This is a genomic window from Microbacterium galbinum (assembly GCF_023101185.1).
GTDB lineage: Bacteria > Actinomycetota > Actinomycetes > Actinomycetales > Microbacteriaceae > Microbacterium > Microbacterium galbinum.
Genome location: NZ_CP078077.1, coordinates 634,797 through 649,529, shown reverse-complemented (window position 1 = coordinate 649,529; position 14,733 = coordinate 634,797). Strand labels below are relative to the sequence as shown.

The window sequence follows — 14,733 nt, the reverse complement described above, 5'->3', positions numbered from 1 at the left end:
GCGGCCATAGCGTGAGGGAAACGCCCGGTTACATTCCGAACCCGGAAGCTAAGCCTCACAGCGCCGATGGTACTGCAGGGGGGACCCTGTGGGAGAGTAGGACACCGCCGGACTTCTTTTAAGAAAGAGAGCCACCCAACGCTGGGTGGCTCTTTTTCGTTTTACGGGCATGTGCACGCGATCACGTGCGCATGTTCAGCGTGCGCATGTCCAGCGTGCACGCGTTCAGTGCGCCAGACGCGCCTCGAGCACCGAGGCCGTGCTGCGTACCGCATCCGCCAGTTGCGTCTCCGTGACGTCGTTCCCTGCCCAGGTGACGGCGACCGCGGCCACCGGCCACCCGTTGTGATCGCGCACCACGGCGCCGACGGAGCGCAGGCCGTCGGCGACCTCGCTGTCTTCGGTCGCATATCCGCGCGTGCGTACGTCGCGGAGCACCTCACGGAGCTCGCGGGGGTTCCGCGGACCGACGCCGGTGCGGTGGGGGAAAGCCGAGGCGCTCGGATACAGTGCGCGCACCTGCTCGCGGGGGAGCGCGGCCAGCATGGCCCGCCCGCTCGCGGTGAGATGCGCGGGCAGCCGCACGCCGACGTCCGTGACGAGTGCCGGCCGCCGCGGCGCGCGCTCTTCGACGATGTACAGCACGTCGCCCCCGCTCATCACCGCGAGGTGCGCGCTCTCGCCCAGGCGGTCCGAGAGGGCCGCCACGAGCGGACGCCCCAGCCGGGCGAGCGGCTGCTGTCGGGCGTAGCCGCCGGCGAGCTCGAACGCGGAGGTGCCGAGGCCCCAGCGACGGTCCTCGCGCAGGTGCACCACGAAGCCGTGCAGCGCCAGGGTGCGGAGCAGGTGGTAGACGGTCGACCGCGGGAGCGCGAGTTCGCGTGCGATCGCCGATGCGGCGACCGGCGCGGGCCGCCCCGCCAGATACCGGAGGATCCGCAGGGTGTGCTCGGCCGCGGGCACCTGCAGGGGAGTGTCGGCCACGGCATCCGAGCTGTCTGGGATCACAGACACAGGATGTCATGATCCGCTGTCGCGGGCGACCCCTCGGGTGTGGAATCGAGACATGAGTGAACTCGTCCCCGTGCTCGTCGGCGCCGCCCCGCTGGCTCCCGCCGATGTCGTCGCCGTCGCCCGCCACGGCGCCCCCGTCGTGATCTCCCCCGACGCGCTCGCTCGCGTCGCCGAGACCCGCGCCGTGATCGACGGGCTGGCTGCCGATCCGCACCCGCACTACGGTGTCTCGACCGGGTTCGGCGCACTCGCCACCACGTTCATCGCTCCCGACCGTCGTCTGCAGCTGCAGGCCAGCCTCATCCGCTCGCACGCGGCGGGAACGGGGGCCGAGGTCGAAGCCGAGGTCGTGCGCGGCCTCCAGCTGTTGCGCCTGCAGACGCTCGCCTCGGGCCGTACCGGCGTGCGCCCCGTCGTCGTCGAGACCTACGCCGCGCTGCTCAACGCGGGGATCGTGCCGGTCGTGCGCGAGTACGGATCGCTCGGTTGCTCGGGCGATCTCGCCCCGCTCGCCCACATCGCACTGGCGGCGATGGGCGAGGGCGACGTGCGCACCCCCGACGGTGCGCTGGTCCCGGCATCCGAGGCGCTGGCCGCCGCCGGCATCGAGCCGGTGACCCTCGTCGAGAAGGAGGGACTCGCCCTCATCAACGGCACCGACGGGATGCTCGGGATGCTGGTGCTCGCGCTCCACGACATCGAGGGTCTGCTCCTCACCGCCGACATCGCCGCGGCCATGTCGATCGAGTCGCAGTTGGGCACGGATGCCGTCTTCGCCGCTGATCTCATGGCGCTGCGTCCGCAGACGGGACAGGGCGTCTCGGCGTCGCACCTGCGCGCGTTCCTCCGTGACTCGCCCATCGTGCACAGCCACAAGGGTCCGGAGGACGGCCGGGTGCAGGACGCGTACTCGCTGCGCTGCTCGCCGCAGGTGCACGGTGCCGCGCGCGACACCGCGGGCTATGCGGCGACGATCGCCGGCCGTGAGCTCGCCAGCGTCATCGACAACCCGGTCATCACGGTCGACGGGCGGATCGAGTCGAACGGCAACTTCCACGGTGCGCCGGTCGCCGCCGTGCTCGACTTCCTCGCGATCTCGGTCGCCGACGTCGCCTCGGTGTCGGAGCGGCGCACCGACCGGGCACTGGATCCGGCGCGCAACCACGGTCTTCCGCCGTTCCTCGCCGATGAGGTCGGCGTCGACTCGGGCCTCATGATCGCGCAGTACGCCGCGGCCGGCATCGTGTCGGAGCTGAAGCGGCTCGCGGTTCCGGCATCCGTCGATTCGATCCCCTCGTCGGCGATGCAGGAGGACCACGTCTCGATGGGCTGGGCGGCCGCACGCAAGCTGCGCCGCGCGATCGACGGCCTCGGTCGGGTGCTCGCGATCGAGATCCTCACCGGTGCCCGCGCCCTCGATCTGCGCGCCCCCCTCCACGCAGGACCGGCCACGGGGGCCGTGCGCGACCTCGTGCGCACGGTCGCCGCCGGCCCCGGCCCCGACCGATTCCTCTCTCCCGACATGGAGGCCGTGACCGCGCTCGTGCAGTCCGGCGCCGTCGCCCGCATCGCACAGGAGCACGCGAATGACTGACCAGAAGCCCACCCTCATCGACACGACGCGCACAGTTCGAGCGGCACGCGGCAATCAGCGCACCGCCAAGAGCTGGGGGGCCGAAGCCGCCAAGCGGATGCTGATGAACAACCTCGACCCCGAGGTGGCGGAGCACCCCGAGAGCCTGGTCGTCTACGGCGGCACGGGCCGCGCCGCCCGCAGCTGGGAGGCGTACGACGCGATCGTGCGCACCCTCGACGAGCTCGAGCCCGACGAGACGCTGCTCGTGCAGTCGGGCAAGCCGGTGGGGGTTTTCCGTACGCACGAGTGGGCGCCGCGCGTGCTCATCGCCAACTCGAACCTTGTGGGCGACTGGGCGACGTGGCCCGAGTTCCGTCGGCTCGAGGAACTGGGTCTGCTCATGTACGGCCAGATGACGGCCGGGTCGTGGATCTACATCGGCACGCAGGGCATCCTGCAGGGGACCTACGAGACGTTCGCGGCCGTGGCCCGCTCGCTCGGCCGCGACTCGCTGCGCGGCACCCTCACCCTCACCGGCGGTGCCGGCGGCATGGGCGGCGCGCAGCCGCTCGCGGTGACGATGAACGACGGCGTGGTGCTGATCGTCGACGTCGACGAGTCGCGCCTCGCCCGCCGCGTCGAGCACGGGTACCTCGACGAGTACACGACCGATCTCGACGCCGCCGTGGCCCGCGTCCTCGCGGCGAAGGATGCCGGGGAGGCACTCTCGGTGGGCGTCGTGGGCAACGCCGCCGAGGTGTTCCCCGAGCTGCACCGCCGTGGTGTGCCGATCGACATCGTGACGGATCAGACCAGCGCCCACGACCCGCTCGCCTATCTGCCCATCGGCGTCGACGTGGCCGAGTGGAAGGCGGAGGCCGAGCGCGATGCCGAGGAGTTCACGCGGCGCTCGCGGGAATCGATGGCGGCGCACGTCGCCGCGATGGTCGCGTTCCAGGACGCCGGAGCCGCGGTCTTCGACTACGGCAACTCGATCCGTCGGGAGGCGGAACTCGGCGGCTTCGACCGCGCGTTCGCGTTCCCGGGGTTCGTGCCGGCCTACATCCGCCCGCAGTTCGAGGAGGGGCGCGGACCCTTCCGCTGGGCGGCGCTCTCGGGCGACCCCGAGGACATCGCCAAGACCGATCGGGCGATCGCCGACCTGTTCCCCGACGACACCGCGCTGCACCGCTGGCTCGAGAAGGCCGGCGAGAAGGTGCACTTCGAAGGGCTGCCCGCCCGCATCTGCTGGCTCGGATACAAGGAGCGCCACCTCGCCGGGCTGCGGTTCAACGAGATGGTCGCCTCGGGTGAGCTCTCGGCGCCCATCGTGATCGGGCGCGACCACCTCGACTCGGGCTCCGTGGCCTCTCCCTACCGCGAGACCGAGGCGATGAAGGACGGCTCCGATGCGATCGCCGACTGGCCGCTGCTCAACGCGCTGCTGAACACCTCCTCGGGTGCCTCGTGGGTGTCGCTCCACCATGGCGGAGGCGTCGGTATCGGTCGTTCGCTCCACGCCGGTCAGGTGACGGTCGCCGACGGCACCGACCTCGCCGCGCAGAAGCTCGAGCGCGTGCTCACCAACGACCCCGGCACCGGTGTGATGCGGCACGTGGACGCGGGCTACGAACACGCCCGTGAGGTGGCGCGCGAGCGCGGCCTGAACATCCCGATGCTCTGAGCTGCGCTTCTCGAATCTGAAAGGCTGACGCCATGACGACGCTCCTCACGAACATCGGCGAGTTGACGACGAACGCTCCGGGGGCGGGCCCGTCGGCGGGCTCAGGGGCCCCGGACAGCGGCGATTCGGTGGGCACGCTGCACGAGGCTGCCGTCCTCATCGACGGCGACCGGATCGCGTGGGTGGGGGCAGCGGCGGGTGCCCCGCCCGCCGATGAGATCGTGGATGCCGCGGGGCGGGCGGTGATCCCCGGGTTCGTCGACAGCCACAGCCACCTGGTGTTCGGGGGTGACCGGGCCGTCGAGTTCGAGGAGCGGATGGCGGGACGCAAGTACGCGGCCGGCGGCATCCGATCGACCGTGGCGGCCACCCGCGCAGCGACCGACGACGAGCTGCGTGCGCGAGTGCGCGGGTTCCTCGACGAGATGCTCGCGCAGGGCACGACGACCGTCGAGATCAAGAGCGGGTACGGGCTGAGCGTCGCCGACGAGGAGCGTCTCGTGCGTCTCGCCGCCGAGGTCACGCCCGAGGTGACCTTCCTCGGCGCGCACGTCGTGCCGGCCGAGTACGCCGACCGCGGCGACGAGTACGTCGACCTCGTGATCGGCCCCATGCTCGACGCCTGCGCCCCGCACGCGCGGTGGATCGACGTGTTCTGCGAGACCGGGGCCTTCACTGTCGCGCAGTCGCGCCGCGTGCTCGAGGCCGGGATCGCCCGGGGCTTGGCGCCGCGGGTGCACGCCAGTCAGCTCGGACCGGGGGAGGGCGTCGCGCTCGCGGTCGAGCTGGGCGCGGCATCCGTCGACCACGGCACCTACCTGACCGACGAGGACGTCGCGCTGCTCGCGGCATCCGACACCGTGCTCACCCTGCTGCCGGGCGTCGAGTTCTCGACCCGCCAGCCGTACCCCGATGCGCGCCGCCTCATCGACGCCGGCGTCACGGTCGCGCTCGCGTGCGACACCAACCCCGGATCGAGCTTCACCTCGTCGATGCCGTTCTGCATCGCGGTGGCCGTGCGCGACATGGGCATGACCCCGGCGGAGGCCGTGTGGGCGGCGACGGCGGGCGGCGCCCGGGCGTTGCGCCGCGACGACATCGGGATCATCGCTCCGGGGGCGCGGGCCGACCTCGTGCTGCTCGACGCGCCGACCCGCATCCACCTCGCATATCGCCCCGGCGTGCCGCTCGTGGCGCGCGTGTGGAAGGACGGCGTCGCGGTCTGAGCCGTCGCTGCGGGCGGTCGAGCCCGCGGGCTTTCCGGGCGTCAGGCGGTCAGGCAGTCAGGCGGTCAGCCCTGCGAGGAGCCGGCGCAGCCCGTAGTCGAAGGCCCGGCCGACGTCGCCGCCGAGCCGGAACGCTCCCGACAGCTCCATCTGCAGGAATCCCGTCGCCCAGGCGGTGAACAGGCGCGCGGCGTCGAGGGCATCCGCCTCGCCGACGAGCGCGGCGGCCGCGCGCAGCACGGGCTCCGATGCGCGGTGCAGCGCATCGACGGGAGCGGATGCCGTGAACATCAGCCGAAAGCTCTCGGGGTGCTCGTGCGCGAAGGCGCGGTAGACCTCGGCGAGCTTCGTGAGGTCGGTACCTGAGTTGTCGGTGCCGGTGCCGGTGCCGGTGCCGGAGTCGGAGCCGGAGCCGGAGACGGAGTCGGCGAGACGCGAGCCGAGCTCGTCGATCGCGGCCTCGGCCACCGCGGTGAGGAGGGCATCGCGATCGCGCACGCGTTTGTAGAGCGAAGGGGCGCGCACGCCGACGCGGGTGGCGACGGCCTGCATCGTGAGGCTCGCCGGCCCGGACTCCTCGAGGATCGCGCGACCGGCAGCGACGATGGCCTCGGTCGAGGTGCGTTCGGGTGCCGGCACGGGCGCCTCCTTCATGGCTATTGACAGTAGCCATGATAGCTACGTATCGTAGCTTTCGCAATCGTCCGCCGATCGCACCCGTCCAGAAAGGACCCCGCCATGCTGCTCGCCCCGCACCTCCACCGCCTCGGCAACGACATCGTCGCCTCCTACCTGATCGAGACGCCCGAGGGCATCACGCTCGTCGATGCCGGACTCCCCGGGCACTGGCGCGATCTGCAGCGCACTCTCGCCGAGATCGGGCGCCCGCTCAGCGACATCCGCGGCGTCGTGCTCACCCACGGCGACAGCGACCACATCGGCTTCGCCGAACGACTGCGGCGTGAGGTCGGGGTGCCCGTGTTCATCCATGCCGCCGATGCGCACCGCGTGCGCACGGGCGAGAAACCGAAGACCGCGATGGGGCCGGCTCGGATCGGGCCGATGCTCGGGTTCCTCGGCTACGGGCTGCGCAAGAACGCCTTCCGCACGCACCACGTCGCCGAGGTGCGCGAGGTCGGCGACGGAGACGTGCTCGACCTGCCCGGCTCGCCCGTCGTGATCGGGATGCCGGGGCACTCGCCCGGCAGCATCGCCGTGCACGTTCCCCTCGTCGAGGCCGTCTTCGTCGGCGACGCGCTCACCACCCGGCACGTGCTCACCGGGCAGGTCGGCGCGCAGCCCGCCCCGTTCACGGATGAGCCGGGCGAGGCGCTCGCCTCCCTCGACCGGCTCGCCGGGGTGTCGGCATCCTGGGTGCTGCCGGGGCACGGAGCCCCCTGGCGCGGATCACCGGCCGACATCGCGGCAGCCGTGCGGGCATCCGCCTAACGGATCCTGATCTCAGGCTCAAAGCTCCGCCTTCGACGTTCAGGTGTCGGCGTTCAGGTGTCGGCGTTCCGGTGTCGGCGTTCCGGTGTCGGCGTTCCGGGTTCAGCGCCCCGGGTTCAGCGCCCTGCGAGCACCGTCGCCGTGTCGCTGATGGTGATCTGCGGCGGGTAGAGGCCCATCACCTGAACGGCGGCGGCGTGGTTCTCGGTGGTCGATCCCGCGCAGGCATCGGCCGCGACGGTGACGTGGGCCCCGGCATCCGCGGCGGCCAGCGCCGTCGAGATCACGCAGCAGTCCGTGGAGACGCCGGCCAGCACGATGTGCGCGCCGCGTCCGACGATCCGCTCGATGTCGGCGCCCCACTTGCCGAACGTCGGCAGGTCGAGCGTCGGCAGCGGCGACAGGGTGGAGGCGTCGGGTACGAGAGCGAACAACGGGTCGGTCGGCGGCTGATCGGCGAACGGCCAGGCGGCGAAGTAGTCACCCCACGATGTCGCGCGATCGGCCGTCGGCATCCATCGCGTCACGAGCACGCGCTCGCCGAAGGATTCCGCGAGAGCCCGGATGCGGGGCATCGCCTCGGCGAAGAACGGCGAACCCCAGGCGGAATCCGGTGCCGCGAAGATCGCCTGCGGATCGATCACGACCAACCACGACTGCTCGGTCTCGGGTGCTGCCGTTCCGGTTTCCGCCGGCGACGTCGCGCCAGCCGAGGCGCTCACGCCTCCTGCCGCCGGATCTTGCCCGCACGCGCGATGTACGTCACGAGGAACGAGAGCACGAGCGCGAAGAAGACGCCGAGGTTCGCGTACGCGAAGTCGCCCTCGGTGCCCCCGACGAGGAAGAGCAGGTAGCCCTGCCAGTTGTTCCACGGCGCATCTTCGGCGAAGCCGTTGAGGACGAGCCCCCACCCGATCACGCTCGTGACGACCATCGTGCCGATCGAGATCCAGTCCCAGGCGCCGTAGCGACCCTTCGCGTCGAAGAGCGCCTTTTCGTCGTAGTCCTTGCGGCGGCGCAGGATGTCGGCGATGAGGATGCCCGCCCACGACGCCAGCGGAACACCGAGCGTGATGAGGAAGCTCTGGAACGGGCCGAGGAAGTCGGTCGCGAAGAACACGACGAAGATCGTGCCGATCGTCAGGATGACGCCGTCGATCGCGGCGGCCGAGGGGCGGGGGATGCGGATGCCGAGGCTGAGCAGTGTGAGGCCCGAGGAGTAGATGCCGAGCACCGCGCCCGAGACGAGGGCGAGCACGGCGGTGAGCAGGAACGGCACGAGCACCCACAGCGGGAGGATGGTCGCGAGGGCGCCGATCGGGTCGGCCTGAACGGCGGCGAAGAGATCGTCGTTGGACCCCGCGAGCAGCAGGCCGAACACCACCAGTATCACGGGAGCGACCGATCCGCCGATCGTGTTCCACGCGACGATCGCCCCGTCGGATGCCGTGCGCTTCTGGTAGCGCGACCAGTCGGCGGCGATGTTGATCCAGCCCAGTCCGAAACCGGTCATCACCATGACGAGGGCGCCGATCACCTGTCCGATGCCGCCGTCCGGACGCGCGAGCACCGCCTCGAGATCGATGCTGGGCGCGGCGAGGATCACGTAGAGGATCGTCACGGCGCCGGTGAGCCAGGTGAGCACCGACTGCATCTTCATGATGGCGTGGTAGCCGAGCACCGAGGCGCCCACGATGAGCGCCGCGACGATGACGGTCGCCGTGATCTTGACGGCGACGCTGTCGCCGTCGCCGCCGAGCTGCGTGATGACGGTGGCGGTCGCGAGGACGGCCATGATGGCGAGGAACGTCTCCCAGCCGATCGACGTCAGCCACGACACGATGCCGGGTACCTTCTGCCCGTGCACCCCGAACGCCGCGCGCGAGAGCACCATGGTCGGCGCCGATCCGCGCTTGCCGGCGATCGCGATCAGCCCGCACAGCAGGAACGACACCACGATGCCCACGACCGAGACGATCGTCGCCTGCCAGAACGAGATGCCGAAGCCGAGCACGAACGATCCGTACGACATGCCGAAGACCGACACGTTCGCCGCGAACCACGGCCAGAACAGGTCGCGCGGCTTCGCGGTGCGCTCGGACTCGGGGATGATCTCGATGCCGGCGCGCTCGATGAGGCCGGGCGGGTTCTGCGTCATCCCCTCATCCTGGCACCGTGCGCCGACATCGGGGCGAATACGACGAACGACGCCGGATCAGGGCAGGGGTCAGGGCGGGGTCGAGACCCGGGTCAGGACCGGAAGAACGCCTCGGCGGTGCGGGCGAGATCGTGCAGGTCCGAGACGCCGGCGAGCTCGCGCGCGGAGTGCATCGACAGGATCGGGATGCCGACGTCGACCGTGCGGATGCCGAGGCGGGTCGCCGTGATCGGTCCGATCGTCGAGCCGCACGGCACCCCGTTGTTCGACACGAACTCCTGCGTCGGCACGCCGGCCCGCTCGCACCAGGCGTGCCAGGCGGCGGCGCCGAGAGCATCCGTCGCGTATCGCTGGTTGGCGTTCAGCTTGAGGATCGGGCCCGATCCGAGCACCGGCTGCACGACGGGGTCGTGCTTGCCGACGTAGTTCGGGTGCACCGAGTGGCCGACGTCGCTCGACAGGCACCACGACGATGCGAAGGCGCGGCGGCGCTCCGAGGCATCCGCCCCCAGCCCGTCGGAGATGCGCCCCAGGATGTCTTCGAGGAAGGGGCCGGCGGCGCCGGAGCGCGAGTTCGACCCGAGCTCCTCGTGATCGAAGGCCGCGAGCACCGCGATCGGGGCGCCCGCCTCGCCCTTGTGCGCGGCGAGGGCGACGACGCCCGCGTGCACCGAAGCGAGGTCGTCGAGGCGACCCGAGGCGAAGAAGGCGTCGTCCTTGCCGAACACGGCGCCGCGAGCGGTGTCGGCCATCACGACGTCGTAGCCGCGGATATCGGCGGCGTCGACACCGGCGGATGCCGCGAGCTCGCCGAGCACGTCGGCCTCGCTCGGGTCGCCGAGACCCCAGACCGGCTGCGTCTCGACCTGCTTGTCGAGAGCGAGCCCGCTGTTCGCGGTGCGGTCGAGGTGGATGGCCAACTGCGGCAGGCGCAGCAGCGCGCCGGTGTCGGCGAGCACGACACGGCCGCCGGTCAGCGCCAGGCGCCCGGCGAGCCGCAGCTCACGGTCGAGCCAGGAGTTCAGGAGAGGTCCGCCGTACACCTCGACGGCGGCCTGCAGCCAGCCGCGGGTACCGGTCGTCGGCTGCGGCTTGAGCTTGAAACCGGGGGAATCCGTATGCGCGCCGAAGACGTGCACGGGTGTGGTGGGCGAAGCATCCGTCGGCACCACCCAGGCGATCGTCGCGCCGTCGCGCACCACGACGAAGCGACCGCCGGGCTGTGCGGGCCAGGCATCTTCCTCGTTCAGGCGCGTGAAGCCCGAATCCTCGAGGCGGCGGGCGATCTCGGTCGCGGCGTGATAGCTCGAGGGGGAGGCGGCGACGAAGTCGGCGAGGTCCTCGGCGTGGGCGAGGGCGACCGGAGTGACGGGCATGGAGGGCCTTCCTGCAGACGGGCGTCCTTCGAGCGTACCCGCGGATGGTGTCGTGCTCGCACCCCGGGCTCCCTCTGCCACCGGTGCCCGAGCCGGTCGAGGGGCCTGGCACGCCATCCGGTTGCGGGGTGAGCGCGGCGAGGTGCCCCGGGCTCGTGAGCGAGCGCGGCGAGGCGAAGGGCCGCGCCCCTGTCACCGCTGGGGTCTGAGCTTGTCGAACGGTCCCGTCCCGGGTGCACGGGGCCCTTTAGCCTGTCGAAGGTCCCGCCCCGCGCTCCCCGGTTCCTGAGTAAGCCAGAGTGCCCCCGGTTCCTGAGCGAGCGCAGCGAGACGAAGGGCCGCGGCATTGCCGCCGCTGGGTTCCTGAGCTTGTCGAAGGGTCCCGCCCGTGTGCACTCGTTCTGCACCGCTGCCGTGTTGCCCCGAGTTCTCCACCACTCGCGTCGATACTGGCGTTGGCCTGGGGTTTTCGTTTCGGAATGTCGGTGGCCCCTGGTGGACTGGGACGTATGAACAGCACCGCCGAAGTCCTGGATCGGGTCGTCGCCGACCTGGCCGCGGTGCTGCGCGCGGACGCGCTGGCGGGGTTGTCGGATGCGGAGAAGATGCAGGTGCTCCGCGCCGCGGGCGAACTCGCCCGCCGGGTGGATGCGGTCGTCGTCGAGACGGTCGGATCGGTCGATCAACGCCCGGCGGGATCGGGCGAGCTCGCGTTCTGCGGACGGTTCGGATGCCGGACGATGAACGAACTCGTCCAACGCGTACTCCGCACCGACGCGGCGGGGGCGGCACGGGTCGTGAAAGCCGGGACGATCGTCCGGCGAGAGCTCGACTTCTCCTCCGGTGCGCTGCTTCCCGCCCGATGGCCCGCCATGCGGGAAGCGTTACTGGACGGGGCGGTCGGGGTCGCGGGGCTGCTCGCGGCGACCGGACCTGTCGAGCAAGCCGGCGTCCGGATCGGTGTGGCGGACCGGTTGCATGCGGATGCCGAACTGGCCGAGTACGCGCGCGGGCTCGTCGCCGTCGAGAGTGCGGATGGGGCCGCGGACACCGATGCCGATGGATGCGGCGACGCCGATGCCGGCCCTGGCAGCGGGCTCGAATCAGGCCCACCCGCTACGCCCGAAGATCTCAAGCTCCTGTCGCGGGTGATCGTGACCTACCTCGACCCGGACGGCGCGGAACCCGCGGAAGAGCGCGCGATGCGCGCCCGGGGGATCGTCCTCGGGCGGGTCAAGGACGGGGTGATCCCGATCCGAGGGTCACTGCTGCCCGAGACGGCGGGGCAATTGCAACGCATCTGGGACGCGTACCTGAACCCGAAAGTCGACGGACCACCCATCCCCGAGGCACCGCAGCCTGCTGTGGGCATGGCCAGTGGGGTGCGGTTCGTTACCTCCGCCGACGAGACGATGTTCGGCAGGGACGAGCACGCGCTGAACGGTGAGGCGCATGGTTTCCTCGCTGACGACGCCCTCCCGCCCGACGGCCTCGCCTCTTTGGACGACGCTGTCTTCCCGCCCGACGACCTTCTCCCGTCGGGTGATCCCGGTGGGATGGTCGATGGCCGGTCCCGGGCGCAGAAGCAGCACGATGCCCTCGCTGCCGCCCTCGGGATCGCCGCCCGCCACGGCGACATGCCCTCCCTCGGCGGTGCCGCCCCGACCCTGGTCGTGTCGGTGACCGCGGAGGACTACGCGTCCGGGCGAGGATGGGCGCACGTCGACGGCATCGACACCCCGGTGTCCCTCGCGACGGCCCGGCACACGGCGTGCGGTGGCAGCATCCAACGCGTCACCTCCGACCCCACCGGGCGCATCATCGGGATCGATTCGACCGACCGGGTGTTCACCGTCCACCAACGCCGCGCGATCACGCTCCGTGACCGCGAGTGCCTCATCCCGGGCTGCCACGTCCCCGCCGCCTGGTGTGAAATCCACCACGTCACCGAACACTCCCGCGGCGGACCCACCACCACCGACAACGGCGTCACCCTCTGCTGGCACCACCACCGCACCCTCGACACCTCCGGCTGGGAGATACGCATGCACAACGGCACACCCCACGTCCGCGGACCCGCCTGGTGGGACCCCCACCAAAAATGGCGAACACCCCGACCCGCACCCCGCACCCCCACCGCTACCACCACAGCCAGCGCCACTGGGGCGAGACAGCGAACCCGAACACCGATGCGCGCATGAACGCTGGTCGACTGCGACTGCGACTGCGACTGCGACTGCGACTGCGACTGTGACCTCGGCCGGTCGCCCGGGATCGGCCGCGAGCATCACCGCCCGCGACCGAGCGCTTGAACGGCGCGATAAGCGACGACTTTCGCGAACGACTTTCGCGACGACTTCCGCGAACGACTTCTGTGCACGACCGTCGCGAACTTCGCAACGACCTTCGCGACGACCTCCGTTGCCGACCGGGCCCGGCGACGCCTCAGTAGATGCTGATCACCAGGTGACGCTCGGCGTCGGCGGCCTGCTGGTGCACGCGCCGCAGCTCGGCGAAAGCATCCGTCAGCTCGGCCCGCAGCTGCGCGGGGTCGTCGGTCCAGATGTTCGGGTAGACGCGCGCCGAGGCGAACGCGGCGAAGTCGACCTTCGCGAGCGCCTCGTCGAGGTCGACCGCGTCGAGGGCGTCGATGATCGGCTCGAGCTCGTCGTTCTCCGTGCAGCCGACGAAGTCGTCACCGCCGAACGCGTGCACTCCCACGACGGCCTCGCTCAGCGGGTCGTCCTCACGCGGAGCGGATGCCGATACCCCGGTGAGCAGGAAGTGCAGACCGTCCCACATCTTGTCGACGTAGACGGTGGGCGCACCGGCCTCTTCGAGTTCCTCGAGCGTCGACAGCAGGACATCGGGCGACAGTGACACCAGCCGATCGAGCGTGCCCTCATCGATCAGCGTGTATGCAGCCCTCATGCCCATCCGAACCCTCCCCGTTCGTCGCGGTACCGCTCCCAGCCTAGAGCGCACTCGAGCGGCACCGAGACACCCGGCGAATCCGAACCGGATCGGAGGTGAACAGCCGCTGAACACTCGCGGGTGCACCCGAAAGCGCCGTTCTCGTCCTGGAAGAGTCGGAGAGGACTCGGGCAACGAGATCGCGCAGCTGACACGGGGGAGCGACATGGGAACGATGCTGACCCGCCCACCCGGGCATCGACGCGACGTGGCGCTGCGACCCGCGGCCACCGCGATGGTGTTCGTCGGCGAAGGACAGCCCCATGAGACGATCGCCGTGCCGGGTGTCGCGCTCTCGGACGGCGATGTGCTGGTCGCGGTCGAGCTGTCGACCATCTGCGGATCCGACGTGCACACCGTGCAGGGGCATCGACCCGCCCCGGTGCCGCTGGTGCTCGGTCACGAGAGCGTCGGCCGGGTCATCGCGCTCGGCGACGCCGGGGCGACCGCGACCGACGGAGCACCGCTGCGCATCGGCGACCGGGTGGTCTGGTCGATCACGGTGTCGTGCGCGAGCTGCGACCGGTGCCTGTGCGGCATGCCTCAGAAGTGCCGCACGCTCGCGAAGTACGGGCACGACCGCATCGGTGCGCACGGGGAGCTGACCGGAGCCTTCGGCAGCCACATGCAGCTGCGCGAGGGAACGACGATCGTGCGGGTGCCCGAGACGCTCCCGGCATCCGTGCTCGCTCCCGCGTCGTGCGCGACCGCGACCGCCTGGGCGGCCGTCGCCCGTGCGGCCCGGCATCGCGATCTGGACGGCGCACGGGTGCGCATCCACGGCGCCGGCCTCGTCGGGCTGTCCGCCGCAGCGATCGCCGCCGAGCAGGGGGCGCTCGTCGAGGTGCTCGACCCGAACGACGCGCGTCGCGCCCGCGCGCAGGAATTCGGTGCGCTACCCCTCGATGCCGCAGGCGGCCCCGAACCCGACGTCGTGATCGAGGCATCCGGTCACGCGGTCGCCGAAGCGCTCGACGGGGTCGCCGTCGGCGGGATCGTCGTGCTCGTCGGCAGCGTGTTCCCCGCCGACCGGGTGGCGCTCGACGCCGAGAGCATCGTTCGTCGCCTCGTCACGGTCGCCGGTGTGCATAACTACACGGGCATCGACCTGGCCGAGGCGGTGGCGTTCCTCGCCGGGCGCGGACGCGCCTACCCCTTCGCGGATGCCGTCGGAGCCGTGCGGCCGCTCGCCGCTATCGACGAAGCGCTCGCCGAGGCATCCGCCCCGGGAGCGCCGCTACGCGTCGGGTTGCTACCGGGGCGCTGATCGACGCGGC

12 protein-coding genes and 1 rRNA gene are annotated in these 14,733 nt (G+C 71.2%); 7 read left to right on the top strand and 6 right to left on the bottom strand.

All coding sequences use genetic code 11. The annotated features are described in order from the left end of the window. Window positions 1-113, top strand: a 5S ribosomal RNA gene (rrf, locus tag KV396_RS03280). Window positions 114-225: 112 nt separating this feature from the next. Here the strand turns inward: rrf and KV396_RS03275 are convergent. Then, window positions 226-1,008, bottom strand: a complete 783-nt coding sequence (locus tag KV396_RS03275) for an IclR family transcriptional regulator (RefSeq protein ID WP_407665568.1) — start codon at window positions 1,006-1,008, stop codon at window positions 226-228. Between the two features lie 58 nt (window positions 1,009-1,066). Between KV396_RS03275 and hutH the strand changes: the two genes are divergently transcribed. From hutH to hutI, 3 genes are read left to right on the top strand one after another with little or no spacing between them, the layout of a single operon-like run. Further along, window positions 1,067-2,608, top strand: coding sequence for a histidine ammonia-lyase (gene hutH, locus KV396_RS03270; protein WP_247956805.1), 1,542 nt, complete (start codon window positions 1,067-1,069; stop codon window positions 2,606-2,608). Further along, entirely contained in the window at window positions 2,601-4,274 is a 1,674-nt protein-coding gene (hutU, locus tag KV396_RS03265; protein WP_247956804.1) for a urocanate hydratase, read from the top strand. Before hutH ends, hutU begins: the two co-directional genes overlap by 8 nt. A 32-nt stretch (window positions 4,275-4,306) precedes the next feature. Then, a complete protein-coding gene (hutI, locus tag KV396_RS03260) occupies window positions 4,307-5,500 on the top strand; it encodes an imidazolonepropionase (protein ID WP_247956803.1) in 1,194 nt (397 codons plus the stop codon). A 57-nt stretch (window positions 5,501-5,557) separates the two neighbouring features. Here the strand turns inward: hutI and KV396_RS03255 are convergent, their stop codons facing one another. Next, complete coding sequence (locus KV396_RS03255) at window positions 5,558-6,139, bottom strand: TetR/AcrR family transcriptional regulator (RefSeq protein WP_247956802.1); 582 nt, start codon at window positions 6,137-6,139, stop codon at window positions 5,558-5,560. A 99-nt stretch (window positions 6,140-6,238) separates the two neighbouring features. Between KV396_RS03255 and KV396_RS03250 the strand changes: the two genes are divergently transcribed. Beyond that, on the top strand, window positions 6,239-6,949 hold the full coding sequence (locus KV396_RS03250; RefSeq protein WP_247956801.1) for an MBL fold metallo-hydrolase: 711 nt from the start codon (window positions 6,239-6,241) through the stop codon (window positions 6,947-6,949). A 116-nt stretch (window positions 6,950-7,065) separates the two neighbouring features. Here the strand turns inward: KV396_RS03250 and KV396_RS03245 are convergent, their stop codons facing one another. From KV396_RS03245 to KV396_RS03235, 3 genes are all read right to left on the bottom strand, one after another. Next, complete coding sequence (locus KV396_RS03245) at window positions 7,066-7,671, bottom strand: cysteine hydrolase family protein (protein ID WP_407665567.1); 606 nt, start codon at window positions 7,669-7,671, stop codon at window positions 7,066-7,068. Further along, on the bottom strand, window positions 7,668-9,107 hold the full coding sequence (locus KV396_RS03240) for a purine-cytosine permease family protein (protein WP_247956800.1): 1,440 nt from the start codon (window positions 9,105-9,107) through the stop codon (window positions 7,668-7,670). The genes KV396_RS03245 and KV396_RS03240 overlap by 4 nt, the downstream gene beginning before the upstream one ends. A 92-nt stretch (window positions 9,108-9,199) precedes the next feature. After that, the gene (locus KV396_RS03235) at window positions 9,200-10,483 is read right to left on the bottom strand and encodes a M18 family aminopeptidase (protein ID WP_247956799.1); all 1,284 of its coding nucleotides are present in this window, start codon (window positions 10,481-10,483) and stop codon (window positions 9,200-9,202) included. Window positions 10,484-10,992: 509 nt separating this feature from the next. Between KV396_RS03235 and KV396_RS03230 the strand changes: the two genes are divergently transcribed. Continuing rightward, window positions 10,993-12,684 (top strand): HNH endonuclease signature motif containing protein, encoded by a 1,692-nt coding sequence (locus KV396_RS03230; RefSeq protein WP_247956798.1) that lies wholly within the window; start codon window positions 10,993-10,995, stop codon window positions 12,682-12,684. Window positions 12,685-12,928: 244 nt separating this feature from the next. Here KV396_RS03230 and KV396_RS03225 read toward each other — a convergent pair whose 3' ends face one another. Further along, the gene (locus KV396_RS03225; RefSeq protein ID WP_247634037.1) at window positions 12,929-13,414 is read right to left on the bottom strand and encodes a YfbM family protein; all 486 of its coding nucleotides are present in this window, start codon (window positions 13,412-13,414) and stop codon (window positions 12,929-12,931) included. Window positions 13,415-13,664: 250 nt separating this feature from the next. Here KV396_RS03225 and KV396_RS03220 point away from each other — a divergent pair, with 250 nt between their 5' ends. After that, window positions 13,665-14,723: an alcohol dehydrogenase catalytic domain-containing protein gene (locus KV396_RS03220; protein ID WP_247956797.1), complete on the top strand. Its 1,059-nt coding sequence runs from the start codon at window positions 13,665-13,667 to the stop codon at window positions 14,721-14,723. Window positions 14,724-14,733 lie beyond the last annotated feature (10 nt).

Bases quoted from the DNA above. Each gene is read 5' to 3' on its own strand.
- hutU (WP_247956804.1), top strand. From the start codon at position 2,601: ATGACTGACCAGAAGCCCACCCTCATCGACACGACGCGCACAGTTCGA.
- KV396_RS03225 (WP_247634037.1), bottom strand. From the start codon at position 13,414: ATGAGGGCTGCATACACGCTGATCGATGAGGGCACGCTCGATCGGCTG.
- KV396_RS03235 (WP_247956799.1), bottom strand. From the start codon at position 10,483: ATGCCCGTCACTCCGGTCGCCCTCGCCCACGCCGAGGACCTCGCCGAC.
- KV396_RS03240 (WP_247956800.1), bottom strand. From the start codon at position 9,107: ATGACGCAGAACCCGCCCGGCCTCATCGAGCGCGCCGGCATCGAGATC.
- hutH (WP_247956805.1), top strand. From the start codon at position 1,067: ATGAGTGAACTCGTCCCCGTGCTCGTCGGCGCCGCCCCGCTGGCTCCC.
- hutI (WP_247956803.1), top strand. From the start codon at position 4,307: ATGACGACGCTCCTCACGAACATCGGCGAGTTGACGACGAACGCTCCG.
- KV396_RS03230 (WP_247956798.1), top strand. From the start codon at position 10,993: ATGAACAGCACCGCCGAAGTCCTGGATCGGGTCGTCGCCGACCTGGCC.
- KV396_RS03250 (WP_247956801.1), top strand. From the start codon at position 6,239: ATGCTGCTCGCCCCGCACCTCCACCGCCTCGGCAACGACATCGTCGCC.